31 protein-coding genes are annotated in these 24,105 nt (G+C 58.2%); 21 read left to right on the top strand and 10 right to left on the bottom strand.

The window, feature by feature from the left end; translation table 11 throughout:
• Positions 1 to 47: 47 nt before the first annotated feature.
• On the top strand, positions 48 to 293 hold the full coding sequence (locus G0D83_RS13445; protein WP_164194852.1) for a ribbon-helix-helix domain-containing protein: 246 nt from the start codon (positions 48 to 50) through the stop codon (positions 291 to 293).
• Positions 290 to 625 carry a type II toxin-antitoxin system RelE/ParE family toxin gene (locus G0D83_RS13440; RefSeq protein ID WP_164194848.1) on the top strand — a complete coding sequence of 112 codons (336 nt, stop codon included), beginning with the start codon at positions 290 to 292 and terminating at the stop codon, positions 623 to 625. Before G0D83_RS13445 ends, G0D83_RS13440 begins: the two co-directional genes overlap by 4 nt.
• A 60-nt stretch (positions 626 to 685) precedes the next feature.
• Here the strand turns inward: G0D83_RS13440 and G0D83_RS13435 are convergent, their stop codons facing one another.
• The 10 genes from G0D83_RS13435 to G0D83_RS13390 form a co-directional block, all read right to left on the bottom strand.
• Positions 686 to 916, bottom strand: coding sequence for a hypothetical protein (locus tag G0D83_RS13435; RefSeq protein ID WP_164194845.1), 231 nt, complete (start codon positions 914 to 916; stop codon positions 686 to 688).
• A gap of 225 nt (positions 917 to 1,141) precedes the next feature.
• Positions 1,142 to 1,687: a hypothetical protein gene (locus tag G0D83_RS13430; protein WP_164194842.1), complete on the bottom strand. Its 546-nt coding sequence runs from the start codon at positions 1,685 to 1,687 to the stop codon at positions 1,142 to 1,144.
• A 22-nt stretch (positions 1,688 to 1,709) separates the two neighbouring features.
• Entirely contained in the window at positions 1,710 to 2,594 is an 885-nt protein-coding gene (locus G0D83_RS13425; protein ID WP_164194838.1) for a hypothetical protein, read from the bottom strand.
• 235 nt (positions 2,595 to 2,829) lie between these two features.
• Positions 2,830 to 3,174, bottom strand: a complete 345-nt coding sequence (locus tag G0D83_RS13420; RefSeq protein WP_164194835.1) for a hypothetical protein — start codon at positions 3,172 to 3,174, stop codon at positions 2,830 to 2,832.
• Entirely contained in the window at positions 3,174 to 3,401 is a 228-nt protein-coding gene (locus tag G0D83_RS13415) for a hypothetical protein (protein ID WP_164194831.1), read from the bottom strand. Before G0D83_RS13415 ends, G0D83_RS13420 begins: the two co-directional genes overlap by 1 nt.
• Before the next feature lie 2 nt (positions 3,402 to 3,403).
• Positions 3,404 to 5,128: a radical SAM protein gene (locus tag G0D83_RS13410; protein ID WP_164194827.1), complete on the bottom strand. Its 1,725-nt coding sequence runs from the start codon at positions 5,126 to 5,128 to the stop codon at positions 3,404 to 3,406.
• 73 nt (positions 5,129 to 5,201) lie between these two features.
• Entirely contained in the window at positions 5,202 to 5,684 is a 483-nt protein-coding gene (locus G0D83_RS13405; RefSeq protein WP_164194824.1) for a hypothetical protein, read from the bottom strand.
• A gap of 3 nt (positions 5,685 to 5,687) precedes the next feature.
• Positions 5,688 to 6,248, bottom strand: a complete 561-nt coding sequence (locus G0D83_RS13400) for a hypothetical protein (RefSeq protein ID WP_164194821.1) — start codon at positions 6,246 to 6,248, stop codon at positions 5,688 to 5,690.
• Between the two features lie 141 nt (positions 6,249 to 6,389).
• Positions 6,390 to 7,121 carry a Bax inhibitor-1/YccA family protein gene (locus G0D83_RS13395; protein ID WP_164194818.1) on the bottom strand — a complete coding sequence of 244 codons (732 nt, stop codon included), beginning with the start codon at positions 7,119 to 7,121 and terminating at the stop codon, positions 6,390 to 6,392.
• Between the two features lie 49 nt (positions 7,122 to 7,170).
• A complete protein-coding gene (locus tag G0D83_RS13390) occupies positions 7,171 to 10,182 on the bottom strand; it encodes a hypothetical protein (protein ID WP_164194815.1) in 3,012 nt (1,003 codons plus the stop codon).
• A gap of 148 nt (positions 10,183 to 10,330) precedes the next feature.
• Here G0D83_RS13390 and G0D83_RS13385 point away from each other — a divergent pair, with 148 nt between their 5' ends.
• From G0D83_RS13385 to G0D83_RS13295, 19 genes are all read left to right on the top strand, one after another.
• The gene (locus tag G0D83_RS13385) at positions 10,331 to 10,984 is read left to right on the top strand and encodes a hypothetical protein (protein WP_164194811.1); all 654 of its coding nucleotides are present in this window, start codon (positions 10,331 to 10,333) and stop codon (positions 10,982 to 10,984) included.
• Entirely contained in the window at positions 10,981 to 11,727 is a 747-nt protein-coding gene (locus G0D83_RS13380; RefSeq protein WP_164194808.1) for a hypothetical protein, read from the top strand. The genes G0D83_RS13385 and G0D83_RS13380 overlap by 4 nt, the downstream gene beginning before the upstream one ends.
• The gene (locus tag G0D83_RS13375; RefSeq protein ID WP_164194805.1) at positions 11,720 to 12,541 is read left to right on the top strand and encodes a hypothetical protein; all 822 of its coding nucleotides are present in this window, start codon (positions 11,720 to 11,722) and stop codon (positions 12,539 to 12,541) included. The genes G0D83_RS13380 and G0D83_RS13375 overlap by 8 nt, the downstream gene beginning before the upstream one ends.
• A gap of 74 nt (positions 12,542 to 12,615) precedes the next feature.
• Entirely contained in the window at positions 12,616 to 13,404 is a 789-nt protein-coding gene (locus G0D83_RS13370; protein ID WP_164194802.1) for a hypothetical protein, read from the top strand.
• Positions 13,405 to 13,486: 82 nt separating this feature from the next.
• A complete protein-coding gene (locus G0D83_RS13365; RefSeq protein WP_164194799.1) occupies positions 13,487 to 14,125 on the top strand; it encodes a hypothetical protein in 639 nt (212 codons plus the stop codon).
• 101 nt (positions 14,126 to 14,226) lie between these two features.
• Positions 14,227 to 15,585 carry a hypothetical protein gene (locus G0D83_RS13360; protein WP_164194796.1) on the top strand — a complete coding sequence of 453 codons (1,359 nt, stop codon included), beginning with the start codon at positions 14,227 to 14,229 and terminating at the stop codon, positions 15,583 to 15,585.
• Positions 15,582 to 16,022 carry an ImmA/IrrE family metallo-endopeptidase gene (locus G0D83_RS32760; protein ID WP_164194793.1) on the top strand — a complete coding sequence of 147 codons (441 nt, stop codon included), beginning with the start codon at positions 15,582 to 15,584 and terminating at the stop codon, positions 16,020 to 16,022. The genes G0D83_RS13360 and G0D83_RS32760 overlap by 4 nt, the downstream gene beginning before the upstream one ends.
• 362 nt (positions 16,023 to 16,384) lie before the next feature.
• Positions 16,385 to 18,184 carry an AAA family ATPase gene (locus G0D83_RS13350; RefSeq protein WP_164194789.1) on the top strand — a complete coding sequence of 600 codons (1,800 nt, stop codon included), beginning with the start codon at positions 16,385 to 16,387 and terminating at the stop codon, positions 18,182 to 18,184.
• Between the two features lie 22 nt (positions 18,185 to 18,206).
• On the top strand, positions 18,207 to 18,494 hold the full coding sequence (locus G0D83_RS13345) for a hypothetical protein (RefSeq protein WP_164194786.1): 288 nt from the start codon (positions 18,207 to 18,209) through the stop codon (positions 18,492 to 18,494).
• Positions 18,491 to 18,817: a hypothetical protein gene (locus G0D83_RS13340; protein WP_164194784.1), complete on the top strand. Its 327-nt coding sequence runs from the start codon at positions 18,491 to 18,493 to the stop codon at positions 18,815 to 18,817. Before G0D83_RS13345 ends, G0D83_RS13340 begins: the two co-directional genes overlap by 4 nt.
• Positions 18,818 to 18,882: 65 nt before the next feature.
• On the top strand, positions 18,883 to 20,100 hold the full coding sequence (locus G0D83_RS13335) for a DNA translocase FtsK (RefSeq protein WP_164194781.1): 1,218 nt from the start codon (positions 18,883 to 18,885) through the stop codon (positions 20,098 to 20,100).
• Between the two features lie 85 nt (positions 20,101 to 20,185).
• Positions 20,186 to 20,896 carry a hypothetical protein gene (locus tag G0D83_RS13330; RefSeq protein ID WP_164194778.1) on the top strand — a complete coding sequence of 237 codons (711 nt, stop codon included), beginning with the start codon at positions 20,186 to 20,188 and terminating at the stop codon, positions 20,894 to 20,896.
• Positions 20,893 to 21,375, top strand: a complete 483-nt coding sequence (locus tag G0D83_RS13325; RefSeq protein WP_164194775.1) for a hypothetical protein — start codon at positions 20,893 to 20,895, stop codon at positions 21,373 to 21,375. Before G0D83_RS13330 ends, G0D83_RS13325 begins: the two co-directional genes overlap by 4 nt.
• Complete coding sequence (locus G0D83_RS13320; protein ID WP_164194772.1) at positions 21,372 to 21,746, top strand: hypothetical protein; 375 nt, start codon at positions 21,372 to 21,374, stop codon at positions 21,744 to 21,746. The genes G0D83_RS13325 and G0D83_RS13320 overlap by 4 nt, the downstream gene beginning before the upstream one ends.
• 90 nt (positions 21,747 to 21,836) lie before the next feature.
• Positions 21,837 to 22,271 carry a hypothetical protein gene (locus G0D83_RS13315; RefSeq protein ID WP_164194769.1) on the top strand — a complete coding sequence of 145 codons (435 nt, stop codon included), beginning with the start codon at positions 21,837 to 21,839 and terminating at the stop codon, positions 22,269 to 22,271.
• Between the two features lie 5 nt (positions 22,272 to 22,276).
• Positions 22,277 to 22,855, top strand: a complete 579-nt coding sequence (locus tag G0D83_RS13310; RefSeq protein ID WP_164194766.1) for a hypothetical protein — start codon at positions 22,277 to 22,279, stop codon at positions 22,853 to 22,855.
• 65 nt (positions 22,856 to 22,920) lie between these two features.
• Positions 22,921 to 23,295 carry a hypothetical protein gene (locus G0D83_RS13305; protein WP_164194763.1) on the top strand — a complete coding sequence of 125 codons (375 nt, stop codon included), beginning with the start codon at positions 22,921 to 22,923 and terminating at the stop codon, positions 23,293 to 23,295.
• Between the two features lie 44 nt (positions 23,296 to 23,339).
• Entirely contained in the window at positions 23,340 to 23,654 is a 315-nt protein-coding gene (locus G0D83_RS31895) for a hypothetical protein (protein WP_203595604.1), read from the top strand.
• A gap of 95 nt (positions 23,655 to 23,749) precedes the next feature.
• The gene (locus tag G0D83_RS13295) at positions 23,750 to 24,100 is read left to right on the top strand and encodes a hypothetical protein (protein WP_164194759.1); all 351 of its coding nucleotides are present in this window, start codon (positions 23,750 to 23,752) and stop codon (positions 24,098 to 24,100) included.
• Positions 24,101 to 24,105: the final 5 nt, after the last annotated feature.

The raw sequence follows: 24,105 nt of genomic DNA, 5'->3' as shown, positions 1-24,105 counted from the left end.
ATGGCTCCATATTGACAAATTATGCCATCGGTACGACCATGTAACTCATGGCGACCATGAACATCTCTCTTCCCGACGACATGCGCTCCGCAGTAGATGCCCAGACTGAGGCGCGCGGGTTCAGCACGTCGAGCGAATATATCCGCGACCTTATCCGCCGCGACCTGGATCGCCAGGCACTCCGTGTCCTGCTTGACGAAGGACGCAAGAGCTCTCAAGCTGAACCCATTACGGCGAAAACCTTCGAAAACCTCCGAGCACGGGCCCATCGGGCGGCGAGCAAGGAAACTTGACCGACCGTGTGAAGACCCTAATTCCTAGACAGGCTGCCAACCAAGATGCCGCGGATGCCGTCGACTACCTCGTGCGCGAGGCAGGTCTCGAGGTGGCTTTGAGATTCATCGAGGCATTCGAAGATGCCTGCCTTCATATCTCAACACACCCGGAGTCGGGTTCACCAAGGTTCGGGTGGGAGCTAGACCGACCAGGTTTGCGAGTATGGCCGGTTCAAGGCTTCGGATACCTGGCGTTCTACTATGTAGAAGAGGACTTTGTAGACCTCTGGAGAGTTCTACACACTTCTCGGGATATCCCATCCTCTCTACTAGGCTACCTCACAGACTGACCCGGTTGGGCAACGAAGCAATACAACGTGGGGTAGTGATCTCTTTGCGATCATAGTTCTCTACTTTTTGTGTACGTCACCTTCGGGGTCCGCTCTCATCGTGAGGCCAACGTCGACGCCGCCACCGATCCTGAAAACCGGCTCGAGCCCGAGGTCGTAGCACCGGTCGGAAAGCTCGCGCATGGACATGTTCTCGAGTTCGTCGGTGGTGACGCCAAGCGCCTCTGCGGCGCCGCGGTGATGGAACAGGTTGCTTGGGGCGCCCGGGGCGGGGTCTTGTCGATGGGGCATGATTGGGGTCCTTTGAGTCTCAAAGAGGGTTTGTTTGAGGGGAGGGAGCTTGAGTTCGGGCAATATTCTATCTTTCAAAATTGGTGCGGCAGCGTTGCCGAGTTGATCGGGACCACCTGAGGCAGTCGTGTAAGCGGATTGTCTTGCAGCGGTCTCTTGGTCCGCGGGGCAAGGCAGCAGGCCGACGGTTTCCAGCCTGTTGCCATCTCAATCGAGCAGTGGGTCTTAGTCGACGGGCTGCGCGTTCGCTGGGAACTTCACCGTCAGGGGACCGGTACGATAGTTGCGCCGGAGGGCCGATGCGGGCCTGCGTTTCGCGTACTGGTCGATGTACAGGGCGATCCACGAGAATGCGCCAACAAAGACAACGGACAGGTTCCTGAGGACGCTGAGGTCTGCTGGCCAAGAGAAGAGCAGTTCCCCGGCGACCAGAACCAAGGTGATCACGCCAAAAACGGCGGCGATAAAGAGCGCCTCGCCTTTGCTTCTCTGGACGGCCTTGCGCGCGCTATACGTGTGATCGCGTTCCCCGTGGTTCACGTACGCCAGGGGACCTCGGATGATCTCATCCTCGAGGAACAGCACCTCCTGGAGGTCATCGCCATTGCGCACGATGAGGCAAGAGCCCGAGGTCACGTCCATGGTCTCGCCGGGAGCCAGCGTATTATAGAACTCCGGTTCTGGAACTGGCTCACCGGGCAGAACCACGGTCTGCCGGAGGCTGGTCACCGCACGCGGCCCGATCTTGGAGGGGGTCATTACTTTGGTCATGGAAATCTTCCTTTTGTGAATTTCAGGGGGCTGGCGCGGTCGGGAATTCGACTTCGGGCCAGCTCCGGATGTCGTCGACAGTGATCTCGGGCTGCAGGATGTCCTGAAGACGCTCGGCAAGGGCCTCGATCTCGGCCTTCCCCTCATCGGTCTTGGCTTTGGACTGGGCCTGCCAAATACCTTCCATCAGCTCACCGCCGGACATCTTCTGGCGATCTCGGTCACCTACCCATTCCGTGTACCATTTGTCGCCAAGTACATGCCCGGCAGTCTCACGGCAGCGGTCGACGTGTGAAGGAATAAAGCTGACGACGCGTTCAGGATCGAAGACGGGAGCATAGCCGTCGGTGAGCTTGATCTCGAAGCCATGGTTTCCGAGGAAGGACCGGTGACGGCGGCGATCGAAGATCCCATCCCACACACGATCACGCTCAGACCACTCTTGTTCGGGAACATCCTCATTGCGATCGGTATTGTTCCAGTAGCTGAAGTCCTCAACCTGCTCTTGGGAGAAGAACTTCTCCCTGAAGTCAGAGCCTTCGGCATGCAGGATGCCGTAGACCGCCCCCTCGAACGGGAACAGATGCAAGCGCACGTCGACGTCTACCAGCGGTGCCCGAGTGCCCTTGTGCATGCTCTCACGCACTTCATCACTGATGTCGAACCAGATCTTCGAAAGAGGGCTGCTGTGGCTGCGCTCCTCAATCATCTTTTGAGCGCCGTCCGGTCGTTCATGGGCAAGGGCAGCCGGCATGTCGATCAGGCGAACAATGCGCTGGGCTGCGTGTTTCTCGATCTTTACCTGGCAGGCATCGATGAAGATGGCCCTCCAAGTTTCGGCGAGTTCGTAGATTTCGGCAAAGTCACTCGTGGTGAGCTTGAAGCCGTTGTAGATTTTGGTGCTCAAGATGCGTCCTCCCCCTGGTCCTCTTCTCGGAGAGCTGCGCGCTTCTTATCGAATTCATGGACAAACTCAGCCGCAAGCTTTCCCATTGTGCCGGGGAATGCCATGAGCATGAAGATGAAGAACCCAAACATGTACAAGCCTATCTCCTTTTCTTGGAGGTAGCACTGAAAGCGCCTGCTGTGCAAGAATAGAAGTTCGCCTATTCATATAAACTGCGGCCCTTTCTTGGGCAGGATTAGTTCCAGTGAGCGCGTGCCTCGGCTTCCTCTTGCTTGCGATACTGCTCGCGTTGTTTGTCGGAGGGGAAACCGCGGTAGGAACTGGTCCTCCGGATCGGTGAGCGAGGATTATTGGGGAGCTCGAAGGGACCAACCTCGTAGTCAGAGCACGAACCAATCTCGTGCAGGAACCAGCGCCATCGCATCTTTAGGGTGATATCGACATCAGCCCAGCGGTGCTGAACCGCGCACAAGCGGCCAGTTTGCAGGGCCGCGCGAACAAGCTCGGATAGAAGCAGCCAGAGGACCCCACCGACAACGATGGAGCCGACCAAGGCCAAGGGATAGAGAAGCCAGGCCATCAGGTGATCCCCGTGAGCTTGAGAAACTCCTCGTCAGATACTTCCTCTTCGATCGGGTAGATATTCGAGATCTTTGCGATCCCGTCCATGACCTTTCCGAGGAGTTCGGTGCCAGCGGACCCGTGCTCGTCGTAGTTACAGGTTGCGACAACCAGACCATTCACGACCAGGGCACTGCCGTGGTCGCGGTCATAGGCGCAAACGTGTTTGATGCTCTTCACTTCCATTTTCAGAGTTCCTCGTTGTTGAAGATGATGCCGGCAGGGCTGGGGGGCAGGATTCTAACCAATTCCCAGCCATCGATTTCCAGAGAGTGGTCACCGAGATAGTCTTCGAGACGTTGCCGGGTGATCGGCCGCTTGAAGGGGAACTTCGGGTCTTCGCCCGCCACCATGTGCTCGAGCACGGTTTCGACCGAGATGTCCCATTCGGAGCCGTCGGCCGCAGTCCCCTTCATGCGGGCTTCATCGCCTTCGTAGAGGGGGACATCCTTAGGCTCCTCACCGCGAACTGGGAGAGACCGCACGATCGGAGTGAACTCTCTGAATTGTGCGGCGATGTCGCCACGCGGTTGGCGCAGGGACGCATCGCAATAGCTCGAGGGAGCGACCATGTCTTCGACGGCGTCAACATACATCGAGAAGGCGCCCTCCGGAGAGGCCCAGAGCTGCTCAGGAATACCGAACTCTTCCAGAAGGTCGCTGTATGCGTCGACGAAGCAGGTGTCGACCGAGAGGGTGAATTGGGGCTTGGAACCATACTCATCAGGCGTGGTGGCCCCTTCCTTGGCGCGCTCGAGAAGGTCTCGGATTTCGTCGAGCTTCTCCGGGCTGCGCACGAAGTCGGCTCCGCGTCCGGTCGTTTTGAATCCAAGAAGAAGCAGAGGGATGTCACATCCGATGCATGCCTCCAGCAGACCGCGGCTCACCGAATAAGGTGTTGCGCCGACGACCGTCTGAGCCATCAGTTTCAGAGAATATGAGTTTAGGCCTACATCCTTCAGCTCTTCCTGAGCCCGCAGGATCTTGGTGAGGTCGTCCTCCTTGTGGACGGAGATGCCGACACCAGTCATCAGCCTCTTGCTGGAGCGCTCCTTGAGGGCGGCGATAACCTCCGGCTTCTTGATCCAGTCGATGCCATAGGCGGTGAAATTGAAGTTGATCCCGTGTTTCGTGGCCAGCGCAATGATGTCCGCGAACCTTGGGTGATGCGCGGGCTCGCCGCCGCCGATCGCAAGTTCGAACACACCCATGCCGGCAAGTTCACGGAATACCTTTTCGATCCGTCGAATGGGAGCGTGCTTGCCCTTCTTGGTGCTGCCCATGTAGCAAAATTCGCAGCCAAACCCGCAGAAGTCCGTCACCTTCACGTCGACCAGCTCAGGTGTGGAGCTCTTCTCGTAGGGTTGGCGCGACCAGCGCAGCTTGTTGCCAGTTCTCTGGTCATAGAGGATCACAGCCTCACCATCCTGGCGCGCCCGGAAGACAGACGTCAGAGTAAATACGCCTGAGTCCTTGGCCACGGCGGCAAAGCAGGGGTTGTTGTCGTAGTAGCCATAGATGACGAAGTTTGGATCGAGGATGATGCCCAGAACAAGGTGAAGATCGATGTCCTGAAGCCCCATACCCGAGATCGTTGAAGACGACAGAAGCCTGATGTCCGAGGCCTCATCCAGATAGTGCTGGAGGTCGTGTTCAAGGCCGCAATCGCGCATCATTGCCTCGACCTTGCGAGCCTCGGTTGCCGTCACTGCCTGAAGGCGCCAGCGGTCCGCTCCAGCCAACCATCGCATCTTTTGCTCGGGGCTGCGCAGTACATAGTTTTGCTGAGGGTCGCCCCAGGTGTCGAGGTACTGGGCGTCGTGCATCGTTGCGAATTCTTCGCTAGAATGCATGATCAGGGAGTGGGTGGACGACGAGTTGGTCACCGGTCCCTTGCGCAGGCTGCGAAACATAAGGCTATCCTTGGTTTTTCCGGATAATCCTTCGTCTTAGGTGTGGTGTCAATATAAGAATAGAGTTTCGCGGTTACCGGGGTCCAATTGACGGCGCATCGTCCTCAGCGGCGGGAGCCGGCAGCTTTGCCAGGTGTCGAAGGGCTTCTCGAAGGGAGGGCATGACACCCGGTCGCGTCCCGTTCACGGGAGCGTTGTTGTGTACTGTTTCCACGGCGAGTTCGAGGAGGGCGTCGTCGCTTGAGAGTAGGACCGCGGCCGCTTCCTCAACGCTGATTTTCAGAGTCTCCGGAAGATCTTCGGTAAGACCCGCGCTCATGGTCACACGGTTCCAGACGTCCACCGGGACCTTATCCCATTCCTTCTCCGAGAGATTGTCTTCGAACCAATTCTGGAGGCTCACACTTGCCTCTCGAAGCTCCCCAAAGCGACGATCAGCGTTGACCGTCTTCTCGTCGAGCGAAGTCAGAAGGTCTCGGAGGGCTGCGGAATGCTCCAGCTGCGCCTCTTTCTCCAGAAGCGCAGCGATGGCTTTAATTTCAGGATCTCTGAACATGGGTCAAGCAGACGCACACAAAGCAATCTGCGGGCAGTGCGTCTGATCGAAGGCCTCTGAGGCGGCCCTCCGAACGCGATCTTGGGTGGCATCGTCGTGATCGAGGGATACCGTCGCCCTAAGGGTTCTTGCATGAGCGCGCAGATGGTCCTCGTTCTTCGCACGAGCGTAGTGCTCGAGAGCGTTGGCAAAAGCGGCGTTGTGGACCTCGTTCTCATCGAGGATGCGGTCCAGGTCTTCCGTATAGTCTTCCGCCATCACCGCGAGGTAGTCATCGCCGCTGATCCCTTTGGTATGGGCGATCGCATGACGCAGAGTTTCCCACTCTTTCAAGCCGCGCTCGTAGATCTGAATATCCTCGGCGCCCCACACATCTGCATATGGCTCGGTGAGTTCGGATTCATGAACGTAGGATACCCCGGCATCTTTTGCGTGGCTCTGAGCCTCGCAGTGTGAGAAGCGACCGGCGCCTGCGACTGAGCCTGTGTAGCCGGCCGCGCCCGGGTTGTAGTAGAGACCACGTTTCTTGAGGAGATAGCCGAATTCGGGCGGGTGAATACTCATGAGAATGCCTTTGTAGTACAAGGCTCAAATATATCGATGGGATCGATAGTGCAAGGATAAGGGGCCTGCGAGGAGAGCCCCTCAAAGAAAAAGCCCGCAGCGAGGGGGCTGCGGGCTTCCTGATTTTTTGTTCGTATCGGATTATTTCTTATTTCCGAAAATGGACAGCATAAACATGAAGAGGTTCAGGAGGTCCAAGTAGAGGTTCATCGCCGCCATAGTGCTCGCCTTCAGCAGGTCTCCACGGCTGGCATGGCGGGTGTACAGCGATTTCGTTTGTTGGGTGTCGTAGGCAGTCAGGCCGGCAAACAGGAGCACACCCACGATGGAGATGGCAAAGTTGACTGCAGGGCTGGCCAGGAAGATGTTGATGACCATCGCGGCAATCAAGCCGATCAGCCCCATCAGGAAGAAGGTCCCCAGACCACTGAGGTCACGCTTGGTGGTATATCCCCAAAGCGAAATCCCGAGGAACATGATCATGGTGGTCAGGAAGACGCTGGCGATCGATCCGCCGGTGTAGACGGCGAAGATGCCCGCAGTCGAGATGCCCATCAGACCACAGAAGGCCTGGAATAGAACGCCCATCGCGGTGGGCGACAGCTTCTCGAACCCGAACGACATCAGGAAGATCATGCCAAACGGCACCAACGCAATGACGATACCGAGCACGGTGATGCCACCTTCCGGACCAGTGTCCTGAAAGAGCGCCAGAAGCCCCGGGTTGAGGCCGACGACCATGGCCACGACGGCAGTCACGAACATGCCGACGCCCATCTGGAGATAGACAAGGGACATGAAGTTCTTGAGCCCGCGGTCAAAGGAGCGATCCTGCTCATTGGTATGGGTGGCGGACAGGGTGTGTTGGGACATTGGTCTCTCTCTGTTCATGTTATAAGGATAAACATTGATCGGGCATCGTTCAAGACTGCAATCGCGAATTCACCACGTATTGGATAGCTTTCTCCCCCTCGTCGATGGTTTGGATGCCCACGTCCTTGTACAGGCCCATGATTTCCTTGGTGCGCTGGGCCCCCTTGTCTTCGGACATGTTGAAGATGCTGATGCCAGGATGGCATTCGGCCGCGACCCAGGTGCGGAAATCTTTTTGGTCCAGGCCATCACCGCGTGGGATCGCCAGACTTTGACCGGGCATGTGCAAGGACGTGGACAGAAGGCCAGGAAGGGAACGTTTTCCGACGAGGGACAGTGCAGGGGTTGCCCTTCCCAGTTTTTCAAGCCTCTTGAGGTGATCAGCAGGCCGCTTGTAGAGCCGACGGACCCAATTGGAGGCCTCCAGTTTGAGCCCGGAGCAGTATGCCATCTCGACCACGTTGATCGAAGCCACGATGATCCCGGCGGAGTAGTCCCGTTTCTCTTTTCGATAGGAGGCCAGACCGAGAGGCATCGCCAGGCAAAATTCCTGCACGAATTCCTGCTTCTCATCGATATTCTTCCGGAGGGCAGCATGCAGCATCGTCGACAAGAACTCTTCACTGGGCTTCAGCAGTTGTCCGATGAAAGCCGTGATGCGGTCGCCATGCTCCTGGGTGAAGATCTCTTGTAGGCCTTCCAGAGCCTCCTTCGTCCGCAGGCCATTATAGGCCAGCCGCCGTCCAGCCTGGACCTTTCGATCGTGCTGAGCCTGAGCAGGTGTAGCGATGGTCACCGCCTTTTCAGGGAATAGCTCGCCAGCAACCTTCACTGTCTCAGATTTCAGAGTCGAGAGCTTTCCAGTCTGAGTGACTGCGTACCGCTTCTCGCGCACGTAGGGCTGCGGAATTCCGGGAATGGCCGGGACGGTCCCGTCGGGAACATCCTCGGTCACCATGACGTCGCCATTACCGAGCACATCAATTTTCAGAAGGTTTTCTCCGTCGGGCAGATCAAGTCCGCCGCCAAGCGCGATGATGATCCGGCGGATGGCATTGATGTGGGCGGGCTTCTCGGGCAGGGCCCATTTCTTCGAGGTCCGCCACAGCCGCATGGCTTTCTCCACCAGCTCGCGCGGTTGACCGGTCGTTTGCTCGAGATCGTCCAAGGCCGCGGCAAGCCGATCGCGCTCCGCGAGCAGCACTTTGCGGGCTTCGGTGAACATCAAGAAGTAGCTGCGATAGAAGCGGCGGTTCATCCGGCTTGCGATGTAGTGATCGAGCTCTTCAAGCGAGACATCGTCAAGGCAAAGCGTGGAAGAGAACCCCCAGTGGTCGACGTACTCGTGCACCTCGCCGTCTTCCTGGCGTGCGAACTCGCGGACCTTTGTGAGCTTCACGGTGAAGGTCTTCTCGGTTTCGGGCGCATCATACTCAGCCGCTTGACGCATTCCCTTGCAGTGCACGGCCAGGCCAACCCCCTTTCGGAAGGTGACGCAGACATCGGCTCGCGACTTCGGTCGAGCAACGCGGCGCGGGTCCACTCGGTAGCCATTGAGGCCCGTATACATCCCCGGTGCGTTGTCTTGGCTAAGCAGTTCGTCATCCCATTGAACAGCGATCCGCGAGCCGACAGTCAGCCCCTGGTTCTTTTGCTCGATGAACTCATTCACGGACGGCCAGCCGTCGGAGAGGACGTTTTCCTCATCATGGATGAAGCGGAAGTGCCCGGCGTGAACATCTTCCGCGAGCCAGTTCTGGCCTTTGGGCATGAAGTCACCAAAGAGCCCCTCACGCTCATGCAGCCCCCAGAACATGATCAGGAAGCGCTTGTAGAAGAGGGCGCGATCATCGTGTTTGGCCCGAGCATCCGTGTAATTCAGATCGCCCGGCGTGATCTGGCGGGAAGACGAGAAACCGCCGGTGAAGATCTTCTCGATCTCCTGACGGGACGGGAAGAGGCGCTCGGCCTTCGAGGTTGTCTCGTCGGCCTGGATCATGACCACACGCTCTCCGTCACGGATCAGCACCTGGATGCGCTCATTCGCATTTTGCTCCGCGAGCAGCGCCATAACTTCCTGGATCGTGAACTTCGCACTCGTGTTGGGAAGGTCGGTGTGCCGACGAATACGTGTGATGGCGACGGAGCGCTGGTACGGCAGCATCCGGTCGACAAGAGCTGGGTTCGCTTGCAGGATTGAGCCAAGGTCCTGCATGTCCCGATAGTCGAAGCCGCCATCCTGCACGGACTGGATCATGATTTCCTCGTCGAGGAATAGCATGCGCTGAAGGAAGGTCAGGGGCTCACTTTTGTCAGCGGAAGCGCCGGAAACCAATTCGGTGACGGAGATGTCCTCTCCGAGGAACAGCCGCATGGAGTGCACTTGCTTGAGAAGGTCCTGAGACTTCTTCGTGACGTCGGAGATCTGGGCGAGTGTCTGGTTGGCCTTCTCCATCTGGAAGCGCCCCGCCGTTTCCATGAGGCTCCTCATCTCTTTGGTCTGCACCTCAATCCACGTGGTGCGCGCATTCATCTCCGCAATCTGTCCCTCGAGCCTGGCTTGAGCCGCGGCAATATCCTGCGAGGGCAGGAGTGCGGCCGGAACGTTAGCGCCCAGCGCCGCCGGCTCTTGAGGGTTTTCAGACTGTGCTTTCTCTGATTTTTCCTTCTGCTCAGAAATCAGAGTTCGGAGCTGCTCGGCCGGCGGCTCAGAGTTCAGGCGGCCAGTGACGACGCCGATCTCTTCCATGACCTGCTGAAGCTCCTGCGCACGCACCGCTGCCCCATCGGGTTCCGGAGTGAACTTGGACAGGAAGTCATCGACAAGAAACCGGGTGGAACCGTTTCCCCACAGGGGGTGGTAGCTCACCACGACAGTGTGCAACTCACCGTCGACGACACGGGCCTCGTTAACCATCAGAACAAGGCCGTGGTCCGGGATGGAGAATCGCTTGAACTCCTCAGCTTCACCGACGAAGCGCCACCACGATCCGGGATCGACGGTCAGCATGTTGCTGTCGGGGTCGCGCTGGGCGGAGGTCGTCGGCTTTGCCGGAAGCATCGCGGGTATCCTTTGAGGTTCGCCTCCATTTTATCCTTGTGATATCACATGTCAACATTCTATTCTTGTAGCCTGCGGGGCGCGTTGAGATTGGGTAAACTGGCCTGTGATACCTCTGCATGGATTATATGAAGGAAAGTTGGTGCCAATGACCGAGCCTATGACCGAAGCAAGCGAAGCCACGACTATCACTGTGAAGGGGGCAGTCGGTGTGGTTACACTCCCCAAGTCGGCCTTGGAGTTGATGGATTGGCGCGATGTGAAGGCGCGCATTGTCTCAGAAGGAGAGACGATGACGGCGCCACCCAACAGTGCAGTGCTCGTGAAGGGTGACCTCCTATATGACTTCGGAGACGACGGAGGGGTCATCGAGGGGCCCGTTGCAGCTGCCGTCCTCACGGAACACAGTGGTCACGACTTTCATAAGCGCCTTGCGAACCCAATTGTAGACGGATGGTCTGTCCAGATTCGAGACTTGTGGACGAAGTATCACATTGTTTTGTGCTGCGCCGCGGTTGCAGGTATCGCTGTCTACTCTGCATCCGGTTCATGGATGCAGGCCGCTATCGCGTTAGCCTGTGGGGCTGCGGTGTCCCGCGCAATGGTCTCCGTTCAACTGCCGGAGAGCGCGTTTCCGCCTGAGCCTAGCGAACGGCGACCGGTCTCGGGAGATGAGCACGTGGACGTCCGAGTATTTCGGGAGGGCAGGCGACTGCCGGCCAACGAAAGCTATGGTGCCGACCTGCTCTTTGCGACTGCGGCACTAACGCCGAAATCGACCGAAGAGAGGAAGGCTAAATGATGAACTTCGTGTATGAGGACATGGTTGCAGACATCGAGGGGGCCGCTGGAGTCGCAGAACTCAATGAGCGTGAACTGAGGCTGATCGACTACAAGGTAGCCGTCTGCGAGGCTCTTCCGGAGCGTGCAACGATGAAGGTGCCTCCCTATGGGGTCGCGCTGGTCCGCGGCAACATGCTCTACGATTTCGGTCCGAAGGGCGGATCAATCACTGGGCCGGCCGGGGTCGCGCTTGTGGCTGCCTATGGAGGTGCACAATTCCATGCACTGATGCAGAGCCGCATCTTGGTTAAGATCCTGCGCGGTGAGAGAGAGGTGCGCTCGCGGCAAGCCCTGGGGCTTTCTTTGGCTTTCTTAACTGGCTCGATCAGCATGTTACTAACGAAATCTCCAGAATACGGGGGTGGCGCCGCGGCGGTGGTGGCTGTAGCGGTGGTTCTCCTTGCTGGTGTGATGAGTGAACGTGTCAGGCAAGGCTACGAGCCCAGCGCCCGAGAGAAAGTTGACGGTTTGCAGATGCTACATGTTGTGGCCAAGCGCCCGAAATCTGGAGACACCGGGGAAACCAGAACCGCCGCGGTGCCCGCTGGGAACTCTCCGGGGGAGCGACGCCTGCTCTCGATGGCTCTCTCCCAGAGAACTGACGCTAGCTTAGTCCAGAATGCCGAAGCCAAAAGAGGTGCGGAACCTGAAAATTCAGAATCTGACAGCGACGGAATTGGCAGAGAGATCGGTCATGGCTGATGAAACTGTGCTGAAGGCCAGGATCGATCGCGCGTATGGCTATGCGCGATTGAACGCGCTCGAAGCAGCCGCTTTACAGGCCAGCATCCCCAAGGAACGGGTTCGCCATCTCAAGGAGGGAGAGGTCTATGAGGTGCTGCCTTACAGCTCTGTTCTCGTCCAAGGATGCCATCTCTACGACTTTGCCTACGATAGTGGTAAGGTGGTCGGTCCGGCGGTCATTGGCATTGTGCGCAACACAGGGTTCGGCGGCTTGCATCACCGCCTGACGTTAGAAATCAGAAAGATCGAGCAGCGGCATAGAAAGTCGCAAATTAAGCGCTGGGCGTTGACCGCCGGACCAGTGCTCGTTCTCAGTGGGCTTCTTCTCATCCTTGGGGGTGAGGGCGGCTGGCAGGGCGTAATGGTGATCGTGGCCTTGCAGGTTCTCCTCTACGTGCTGTCGAAGAAAGCAAGCCGCATGGACATGCCACCATACCGACCAAGCGAAAGGTTGGACGACTGGACGGCCCGAGTTCGGGCAGTAGATGTCCCGGTTCAACGGCGTCGCAAACCTGGGTCAGAAGTGTACGACAAGGCAGTCCCGCTGGTCCCGCATAGAGATGGTGATGCGTTACCGACCTATTGGCTTTGCCTCGCGATGGAATCTCCTGAGTATTCTTCTGATGTTGGCCCGGCCTTTACATTCGAGAGCGGTATCGGTGGGGATTGGGATGTGGAGCAGCACTTTCCAGGAGGCGGAGCCTCGGCTGGCGATCTATCGGGGGACCACCATTCAGCGACTTTCGACAGTGCGACAAGCAGCGAGTTCTAAGCCGCTCGAGGATGTTTCCACGGCTGAAACCTCCTTCGGCTACCTGAGAAGGGACAACTGAAAGGATGCACCCTATGGGGATCACAAATTGTGGGCCGAAGAAATTCAGAGTCGAGGGCGGCATAGCCCTTGCCCGTCTTTGCAGCCTCGAAGTCAAAGAGATTGACTGGCGCCGCGTGAGAACCAAGGTCCTGGGAGACGGTGAGAAGATGGAAGTACCCTCGAATTCCATCGTTCTCGTGCGAGGCGACCTTCTCTACGACTTTGGCACCAAGGGTGGGGCGATCGAAGGTCCCGTGGCCGTTGGCATCATCCCCGCAGGCAATGGCGCCATCTACCACGCCCTGTTGGTCGCGCGCGTTGCAGCGAACCTGGAGAGAGACCACAAGGAAGCACGAACCAAGAGGTCTATTGGACTGACCCTGTCCGCAGCCGCAGGGCTTGCGGCCTATGTCAGCACGCAGTCTGTTCCCTTTGGTGGAGCCGTGGCCGTCGGGGTAGCTGTGTTCACGCTGCTTCAGACAAGACGGGGCGTGCAGGCCTCAAAGGAGGACTATATCCCAAGCGAGAGGCAAGAGGTCATGGGCACACAGGAATGGGCTGTCGACATGAGCCGCCCCGTTCGGTCCCGCGCCCGTGCGTCGAATGCGGGAACCACTAGCGGATCAGCCAACGACATGCTCATGGCAACCGCACTTTTCTCAGATGGGCCGACGCACGCATCTGAGACGACGGGTTCTTCTCTGAAAAACCCCTTCAGGCATTCCGGCGGAGATGCCGGTGGGGGAGGCTTCGACAGTTCGGGGGGGCTCTCCGGCGGGGGAGACTTCAGCGGTGGGGGAGATGTTGGAGGGGGCTTTTAGTATCCTTTCCTTGTTCGCTAGGGTTTAAGAACAGTTGACGCCACCTGGTGGCTCTAATAAGAATAGAGGAAACCCGAGAGAGATGGCGATGACCTCTGAGAAACAGCCCCTGGGCGTGATCTACAACACGGATGGCAGCATCCGCACCAATCCGATGGCAATCGAGAAGGTCATCGCCGGTCTCGACAAGCCTGACAGCACCATCGAGATGGAAATCGCTGTCGATCTGATCAAGGCACTGGCGGCCGAACGCGACAAGGTGCGCCGCCTCGAGGCAGAAGCGGCTACTCACGTCGAAGAGTTGGCGGTTCTTCGAACTCCCTTCACCGGCGAGCCACCCTACGTAGGCTGGAAAGGTATCGGTCTCGCTATCCGGGAACTCATAGAGCGTGAGAGCACATACAAGAAGTTGCTTCTGGATTGTGTGCCTCTCAATGGTGATGGCACCGCCGTGCTGATCCCGGGGGTCGGCGAGGTTGCTCTTTCGGATATCACCGCTCTCGGCCACCTCCTTCGCGCGCATGAGATTGCAGTAATGCGAACCATGGCGGACTTCATCGAAGGCTTCGAGGCTGAGGTGAATGGTGGCAGCAAAGGGCCTGTTGGAGATCTCAGCGAAGAGGTGGATGCCTTCCGGCTGCATCTTGCGGAGAAGATGTCGCAGGAGATCGACAAGATCGAGAACACCTCCGGGATGCCCTCTGAAATCGCCAAGGCCTGACCTGACAAGAAATCATGCCTTCCTGACAGGACGGCACGCACCATTCATGGCCGGAGCGGACGCGCAGCCGGCCGCTATCGAACAACGGGGAATAGACGACCATGCAGAGCAATCTCACAGCTGAAGAAAAACTGGATCTCCTGACGGGATCACGAAACACCGCAAGCTTCCTTCGCCGCGGTGTCGGTGGGCGCGAAACCGAACTCATTGCCGCTGATACCATCGATATTCTGCGACACACTGGCGCCAAGGCAAAGAAGCTCGAATGGACACCGATCGTTGGTGATGAGCGCTCTCTGATTTGCCAGGTTCCCGAGCTCAGCTCCTCGTACATCATCCGCTTCGAGGAAGAGGAAGACCTCTATTGCCCAAGCTGGGACCTCCATGTTCCTCTTTCAAAGACGCCGGAGCCCCTGATGGAGGCCGCTCAGGATCACTTCGAAAAGATCGTTGGCGCGCTGGTGCAGCTCGTTCCGATGGAGATCAACGCAGAGCTTCTGTCCGCTGCAGACAAGCTGCAGGAGATCACCGTCCGCATCCAGGCAGACCGGGACTGGCGCACCAACGACAACAGCCTGCTGTCGGACATGTGCGATGCCTCGGAAAGCTATGAGACCCTTCGGACAATGGTTGAGGCAGCGCCTCAAGAGCCAGTGGCAGCCCCCGAAGAGCCTGAGGAAGAGAGCTTCAAGGACGAGCTTGCGCGGCTCACCGATGTCGTCCTGGGCGACGGAGATCAGTCGGCACTGAGCAAGCTGGTTTCGCGCAAGCTCCCGAGCGGATGGCGATGCTGCGTGTGCAATCTCGAGTTCCTGCGCGTCTATGATGGCGACAACCAGCGCGTCATGCCGGCCGAGCTGGTTCAGGATCAGGACTGGGTAGACCTCATTGAGCTTGCAGCCGATCTGAACAAGTTCTTCGGCCTCAATGCGGAGACGATCCGCTCGATGGAAGACAGGGTGTCGAGTGCAGTGACAGTCGAACCCTGCAGGAAAAAGGTGACGGATGCGCATCTCGAGGAAGCGGCCGGTGTCATCATGGCTCACCCGCGGGGGCTGGACTATCTCGCTCAGGCGATCGCGTTCCGCGTCCCCTATGAAAGCAGTTACACCACCGCCCGCCGGGCGTTGAATGCGATGGCTGGGAAAGGTTCGGAGCTGAAGTCGCCCCATGAAGAGCTTTCCGAACAGGTGACGCAATTTGTCTCTCTGGCCAAAAACATGACGGTCGATACTCTCGAAGGTGAACTCCCTCCAGGCTGGGAGGTGGTCATGTCCAAGACCGGTGGCATTGTCGTGCTCGATGAGGATGACGTTCCGCAGGATCGAACCACGCTAGATCGGAAGCTGAAGCGTGCGCTCGAGATGGTCGATCTCCTGCGCGACAGCCTTGGCTTCGAAGACCTCGAGGTGAAGTCCCGTCGGCAGCAGTCGCAACCTGTCACAGGGATGACGCCGTGAGCCGGATCGAATACCCGTCTGTCATCTCCCGTCGGGAAATCTGCTGGGCTTGTAGGGGGACTGGGCATCGCTTTGCCGGTGTTGACCCCATCAGGTTCCAGCGGTGTCCCATCTGCTATGGAGTGGGTGGGCGCGGTATCGCGCGCCAGGATCCGCTTCCGGCAGATTTCCCGCAGATTTCAGAGTCTGTCGTGGCCGGAGAAGCGGCCTTCGGTCCCGAGACGATCTCGCCCGATGTCATTTCTGACAACCAGATGGACAACGAGGCCAACGACTTCGCCGCGGCCTTGTTGATGCCGGAGCCGGCCTTCCGCCTCAAATTGTCCCAGTTGAGCGGGGACATCGTTGCCTTGGCTGAGACCTTCGGTGTCCCGGAGGCGGCGGTGCACCGGAGGATCGCGATGCTCAAGAAAACAGACCGGAGCCTGAACCAATGACAAAACATGCACCCCAAGAAAACCTCTCGAAATGCTCCAGTACGGAATCCCCTGATTGGGTCGACTTCTGTGGAAGCGCCCTTGAATTCATCGGGGAACCCTCAAGCACATCAGGTGACATCGCGAGGGAGACCAGGGAGATCAGGATGGGTTTGCATGCCTCTCCGAGGTTGGCGGAGTTGGCTGCGAGTGATGTCGGCGAAAGCAGAGACGCCAAATCTCCGGATGAGGAGGTTGCCTATCCATCTACTGCCGCCAGTATTCTATGCGCATTTATGGTTCGTGCCCTTGGGGGCCGGGAAGGTGTGCACAGGGCAATGAGCCCCGGCGCCCTGAGTTGGGTAACGGGATGCCCCGGGATCTTGCAGGAGTATGCCGTCCAAGCACTGAGGGAGGGTATCTATGACCTGCTTGGCTGCAAGGTGTACTCCCTCGCCGATGCGCTCGATCACCTCACCAAGAAACATAAAACTCCAGAGGACGGCAACTTTCTTGTCGCACCGGTTCTTGAACGGGTGAAGGAGCAGATCAATTCACGCGCTTATGTGATGGAGGAACTCGCGGCCAATGTTCGAAAGACATGGGCGAAGAGCCGTGACTGGCCTCTCATCGTCATTGTCCCAGATAGCTCTTTTCTGGTGGAATCCTTCGGCGCTGACGCGGAGGCCGCCTATGACTTGGGAGACCTTGATCGCCACATCTTCGCAGTCCTGGCCGCTCACTTCTACGAGGTCGAGTATCCAGAGGCTCTCGCGAGCGTGTCCTCATTGCCAGATCAGGATATTGCGCGCGTCACGATTGCGGACGTGCTCAGCATCTTCCGGGAGAGGGATATGGATCGCTGCGTCGATGCCTTGAAAAAGGCTGTGAAGAAGCGATCGCCGAAGCACTCGATCACCCTCGAGGACATTCAGGGTCAGGGGAAGGCGGAGGTCGAACTTCGTCGCTTGGCAGCGGATTTTCAGGCCTACATCGATGGCGATCTTGCTTGGAGTGACATGGTGCGGTCGATCTTGCTCCATGGTGAGCCGGGCACCGGGAAAACATGGATGGCGCGGGCCCTTGCCGGGTCAGTGCCGCAAGCCACCCTGATCGAGGCGGGGTACTCGGCGTGGCAGAAACATGGTCATCTTGGAGACACGCTGAGTGCCATGAACGAGACCTTCGCCAAGGCGAAGTCGTCAGCTCCCTCCATCATCTTCATCGACGAGATGGACAGCTTTACCTCACGAGAGAGCGAAGAGCGCCACAAGTCCTATTGGACGGCCGTCATCAACGCCTTCCTGCAACACCTGAATGGTGACGACCTGGAGGGCGTCCTGATCGTGGGCGCGTGCAACAACATTCAGAGCATCGATCCCGCGATTTTGCGCGAAGGTCGTCTTGATCACAAGGTGGAGGTCATGCTGCCAGGGTCGGCCGCTTGCCGACAAATCCTAAAAAACTGCCTTCCAACCGATTTCGACGTGGAGCCGCTGGTGACCTATGCGCTGGGGGAGACGCCCGCGCGGATCAATGGTGCAGTCCGAAAGGCAAGGTCGGAAGCTCGCCATTCAGGGCGCGACCTGAATTGGGAAGACGTGCGCAAAGAGCTGTCGCCGCACCGCTCAAGACGTCAGGATATCCTACGACGGGTTTCGGCCCATGAGGTCGGTCATGCCATTGTCGCCAAGGCCCTCGGGCGCGGAGATGCGGAACGTCTAGTGACTCGGCAGAGCGGGGGTGGTGCTGCCTATATCGAGGGGCCGCCTCTGGAGGGGCTGGTCGAGGACTATGAAGACGAAATGGCCGTCCTTCTAGCGGGTCGGGAAGCAGAAAAACTGGTTACCGGAACTCGCACGGGTGGCGCGGGGGGCTCCGCAAAATCAGACCTCGCGCGGGCAACCAAGATCGCTGTGAGTATCGAGGCCAGGCTGGGACTCGGGGGGAGCAGTATGATCTGGACGAATGGCCCGGATCACGAGTGGCTGAACTCTGAAAAGAACAGAGGTCTGGTGGCCAAGCGTCTCAACTCGGCCGAAAAGCTCGCTCAGATGGTGCTTGAAGACAATGAAGAGCTTCTTCTGGATATGACAGACCGCCTGGAGGCCGAGCGGGTCATGGAGGGCAAAGAGCTCTCGGAGTGGCTCGAAAAGGTTCCTGATTTTGCACAAGCCGCCTAATTTTCAGAGAGTAGGATTTCCAATGGCAATTTACATTGACGACGGGGACCAAGTGCGCCCGAAAGCCAGCTTGAGCGCTGCGCTGATTGAGATGCGGGAGCTGATCGCAAAAGCCGAGGCCGAATGCGATCCAGAGTGGCCTACATGGGTAGAGGACTTGGCGATCTACGAGGCTCCGTTGGATTGCGAGGACCCTGTCGAGGACGGCAAACTCCTCTATCTGGCCAAAGAGGCCAATCATCGCCCAGCCGATGAAGGTTCCCGGTGCGACTACTTCTGTGACTACGTCCCGGGAGTGCCGTCGCCATGAAGATGCTGTTCGAATTCGAGCGCTGGGCGCGGGTTGTCAAAACGCTGGGTTTCGGCGGTCTCCTGATGCCTTTCACTTTGGGCGTCTACCTAGGCAGACCGGACGAGTTCATCGGCCATGTCGCCTTGTTCGCGCTGGGCGGTTGGTGTGCCGTTTTCGCAATGCTTTTCGTGTGGGTTCCCGCACGCGCGCAGGCACCTGCTCAGCCGAAGGTGGAACCTGAAGAATTGCCGACTGCGGTGCCGCTGCTGGAGGATAAAAGGAAAGAAACCTTCGCCGATCGCTTCCGGCGGTTGGATGATCGAGTGGCGACCATTCACTAAAGAATTATCCTGTTGAATGCTATTCTTTTTCATGTCATCATTCAGGCAAGCAAAAGGATAGCTTCATGCCTCTCGACATCAAGGATCGCGTCGACTCGTTTGACGTTCAAGTTTTCCGCTTTCATGCCGCGTGGGACGATGAGCCCTCGATCGCGCCTCACGGCAAGTCCTCACCTGGGTTGACCACGGGCACGGTACTTGGCGCCCTGGATGAGGGCCACGCGATCATCCGGCAACTGCAAGCGGAACTGTCTGACGCGCGTGCGGAGGCTGAGAGGTGGTCTGAGCTTCTGGGGCCGGCAGATGATTTGATCGAGGGCCTGGGAGAGATGCTTGTCGAGGCCGGGCACATGCACCTGGGAAATATCACGGGTGCTGCTGAAGAAGGCACCGAAAAGGACTACCGCGCGGCTTGCTCGAACCTGCTGGCTGGCGTCATCAAGGCGGTGGACGAGACCACGCTTCTTCGGGAAGGCAAGTCTGCTCCGCTCGCCGTTGCAATGCGTATCGTCGCAGATGCGGCCTCTGAGATTGCCGCCGAAGATTGGGACGAGGAAATCGACGACGATGGTGACGTCGTGCCCTGGTCGCAGCTCTCTGTGCGCAACCGCACGCGGATGATGAAGAACGTTCTGGGTCCGATGTTCGATGACATGGAGGCCATCTTTCCTTCGGCCCAATCGCCCGAAACCGCTCCGGTTCAGGTTTTCTCTCCGGAGGATGTGGTGAAGCTCGGAAAACGCCAGATGGACGGGAAGTATCACCCCTACACATGCGCCAACCGCGGCGATGGAAAGCACGGCAGTGCCTACGGTGATCTCGGTGCCCTCATCCCGACTGTGAACGGCTGGATCTGCCCCTTCTGCGACTACAAGCAGGGCTGGGCGCATGAAGTCGTCAAAACTGAAGCTGCCGCCACTCAGGAGGTGGTGCAGACTGTCGTGGACAACGGAGACGGGACCAGTGACGTGACGCTGAGTCTCCCTCAGGTCGCGAGTGCGAAGCCGACTGAGCCCATGCTGCATGATATCGAAGCAGCGGCCGAGATCGTGGCACTTCACAACAGGGCGTCCACCTCGTTTCTGCAGCTGAGGCTGAAGTGCTCGCGCGAGTACGCTGGCAAGATCATGGAGGCGCTCGTAGAACGGGGCATTGTGAGCGAGCCGAACAATGTAGGTAAACGTGACGTGCTCGACTTCTCGTTCGTCTACAAGGCCAAGGGCTTTCCCAAGGCCATCAGCGAAATCGAGACCAAGGTCGTCAGGGCGGACAGAGCCACCTGATCTGGCAGAAGCATCCATCCTCAAGCGGGGGATGGATGCGCACTCTGAAAGCTGATCGCCCCATTCTCAATTCAAGGACCACCAAATGAGCTTCAAACTTCACTATCCCATGCTGCTGCCGATCGAAGGCATGATGGACGAGGGCGGTGTTGGCTTCACTGCTGAGAAGGCCTCCGCCGCCCTGCGTGCCATGGCCGATCGCCTGGAAGCGGATCCGAGCCTGCTGCACCAGACCTTCGGGCGCCAGCCGGTTGCCAGTGAGCGTGAAGACCGCTGGATTCTTCGGTCAACCACGAAGCCGAATGTGGTGCGCAAGGCGGACCGGAGCTGGGTTGAGGTCGACCCCGAGGATATCGATCTGGCAGATACTCTGAATTCCGAAGAGATCGCCAACCTGAAGTTCGCCTTTTACGAGGCCGACGAGCACAGTGTCTGGGTGCGCCCAGAGGATATTGGTGGCTTGCCGGTTCTAGCATCCCTGGTCGGAGAGCAAGGCGAGTTTCTGGGGCAGTTTGACCTGCGTAGTTGGCTTGCGTGGGAAGAGGAAGAGAACATCGAACTCTCTTTCGCTGCGGGATGGGATTTCACGGAGGCCGTGGAGGAATCCGAGTGTGATGAGGCTGATCCGCTCTACGATGATGCGAACCTCGTGAGCCTGATCCGCCAAGACCTTTCCTTTACCGCTCGTGTCGAGGAGAATGAGATCGCTCATATCGTCGCGTACCTGGATGAGCTGCGTCCGGGCTTCATTGACCGCATTGGCGCCCGCCCGGCGGATGGGGGCCGCCCGAAATGAGCACGAGCGATCTCTATATCGTCAACGGAAAATCTCTGACCCATCTGGCCGAGTTCGATAATGGTTGGGGGTCGGGGCCGGCCTGCTGGGACCATCTCTCTGAAAAGTATCTCGGGGACCGTGATCCCCTGGGTGGGAAGCGTTCCGAGAAGCTCTGGGACCTCTTCGACGAAGGGCGCCTGCAGGGCCATGAGATGCTCGCACTTATGATGACCCGGGAGCTTTCCTACATTCCTCTGAAAAACCTCAAGGACGCGGCAGAGGCTTGCGATCAATTTGGTCAGGAATGCCAGAAGGAAGGCGAGGTCAACCATTGGCCTGCGATCGCCGAGCAGCTGCGCAAGGCTGCCACGATGAAGCACAATCGGCATGCCCGCGGGGTCTGCCTTGTCTGCACCTCTTCGGGAACCGACTGGGAAGACGATACCGAGGCCTTCCAGAAGGCTTGGCCGATTTTCAAAGAGGACGACGATTCATGAACAAGTACAAGCTTTTCAGAACACTGCATGACGCAGGGGGTATTCACGCGCTGACGATGGCTGGCATCTTCCTCGTGAACATCGGCGCATGGCCGCTTTCCCTGATTATGGCCCTGTTGATTCTCTGGGTCGGTGTGGCCTGGTACCATGAGGTCGTGCTTGCCGATGATCCTAAGGCTGATGTCGGCGTGGATGCGGTGTATCGATATGTGGAGGCGGCTCTCTTCACGGGTATCTTTGTGTTCGCTCTTCTTCAGGGGCTTCCCCTGCTTGCTGGCATGATGGTTCTCGCAATCGTGGGCGCTACTGGCCTCGGCTGGCTAGGTGACGGAATGGGGCATGTGAGGACTGTTCTTAAAAATAAAGAATAGAATGTTGACCTTTGCTGGTGGGGGCCGTATTCAAGCAAGGAAAGATGGGCTTCGTGCCTTGATCTTGCAAGGATTCAGAAAGGAATAGTCATGTCCACCCTCGCCAAAGTCGCCGTCGGCATCGTTGCCCTGGCGGCTGTGATCGGCCTCACTGTCGGGCTCGACCTCTTCGGTCTCTGGTATCGCGGCGCGACAGCCCCGATCCGGGGAAAATCTGACGCTGAAGTCGAGATCGAGAGCGCTCCCTCGCGCATTCAACGCTACGAAGAGTTCTTCGCCCTTTGCCAGAGTGTGCAAACGAAGGAAGACCAGATCCTCGCGCTCGAGGCAAATACCTCGATGAACGATCAGCAGAAGGCAACCGCCATCACCGCGCAGCACGCTGCCAGGGCTCAGTTGGTGAACGAGTACAATGCCAAATCCGCCCAGGCCTACACATCTGCGCGCTTCAAGGATGCCGGGCTGCCGCCGAGCATTGACCGCACTCCCTTCACCGGCACGAACCTCACAAACTGCAAAGGCTGAATTTCATGAAAAAGTTTCTCTCCGCTCTTACCCTCCTCGCCATCTTCGGCAGTACCGCCTGGGCCATGTCGTCCCCGCCGATCCCCTCCGCGGCCAAGCAGGCCGAGCAGGCCAACGTTGCGGCACAGTTGGACGTGAAGGCACGCGCCACCGCCGCCGTACCGGTTCCCCACACAACCAACTTCCAAGCGCGCAAGAACTTGGCCGAATTCATGCGCCGCACCGACGAGCCGGGAAAGGTCTGGTATGTCTACGAGCGCTCGCGCGGCACGGGTGAAATCCTCGGCTTCTACACCTCTTCGAGCTACCCCCAGAGCGTCTGTACCTTCATGACGCCGCCCGAGGAGATCAAGAAGGTCAGTGCCGACCTCGGCGAGTGGACTGGTGAGTACGCGGTCCCGACCAAGGCCATGGCGCTGGACGGCGTCTACTACAGCGGCGGCGACTGCCCGGACTTTTTCTTTGACTACGTGACAGGTGCGATGGTGGTGCTCGATGCGGATGCGATCGCCAACGCGACCGATCGACTGCTCGACATGGATGTGCCGAACTTCACCTTCAAAAAGGGTCAGGAGAACCAGTAAGTTAGTTGAGGCCATGTCAAGCAGTTTGCGATCTGTGGCCTCTACTATTCCAAGCTGGAAGAAAGATGGTGAGCGACATGCGTCTTGAAGTTCGAAAAGCGCTGTTGGATTGCACGCAGATCCTGCTCGTCGGCTCCTTCGCGTTGCTTGCAGTGCACCGCATTGGCGAAGGGACCGGAGAGGGCTACGGAAACGCGGTATTCTACCTCTTTGTCGTCGGCATCTTGGTTGTCGGATGGATGAGAACCACCAAACGAGACGGTGACTCCTTTTACGCGGGAGACAGGGCGAGGGGCTTCGCGATCATGCGCTTCGTCTGCACCCTTTGGTGGGCTCTATACGTCCAGGTCAGGTTTGAGGCACCTTTGGCCGCTTCTGCAGCCCTCCTGAGCGCTCTTCTGAACCTTCCTGTGGTCATCGATCGAAAGAAGCATGGGTAGCCACTACTTAGCTCGCGACGGCAACGAAAAAGGAGTCTGAACGAATGGCAATCACCAAACGCGCACGGCGTATCCAGGCAGAGAAGATGCAGCAGGAGATGCAGCGCACCTGCGATGAGTGGAATTCTGAGCATCCAGTGGGTACACCCGTCATGGTCAAGCTCGACGGCCAGGATACGCCAGTGGAAACGGTTACCCGCAGCAAAGCGCAGATCCTGTCCGGGCACTCGGTCGTTATCTGGCTCGAAGGGGTCAGCGGATGCTATCTTCTCACGCACGTACGGGCCGCGCCGACGCCGGAAGCAAAGGAAGATGCCGCGGATGATCTAGTTCGGACGCTCGCGCCCTACAGACCTTAGAAGGACATGTGCTGCAGCGTTCTTCCGGAAGGATAAAATGTTGACACTCCTTGGCTGATCTGGTTATTATTTAAAAAGAATAGATGAGGTCACCCATGAACGAGTTTCGCCGGATCGCCGTGTGCATGTACGAAGTCAGCATGTTCCTCGGCCTCGCCGCAGGTCTCATGCAGCACGTAAGCTCGGGCGACTATGCGGCGCTGGCGAAATTTGGTGGTATCGGAGCGGCGTTCGCCGTTGCGGTTTGGCTGCTCAGAACTCGGGCTGGGGATAGGTACGTCGAGATCATGGCGCAGAATGTCTGGGCGCCAACAGTCATCCTGACAGTCGTCAGTGGCTGGGCGTTCGCTGAGAATGATCCGGTCGTGGGCTTCTTCGCCATGTCGGCTGCTTTCTGCCTTTTCTGCTGCGCAACCCTCGGCAATGCCGGCGAGACCTCCAACTGATCTTG

This window comes from Salipiger sp. PrR003 (assembly GCF_010500785.1).
Taxonomy (GTDB): domain Bacteria; phylum Pseudomonadota; class Alphaproteobacteria; order Rhodobacterales; family Rhodobacteraceae; genus Salipiger; species Salipiger pacificus_A.
This window is presented reverse-complemented; position numbering and strand designations above follow the sequence as displayed.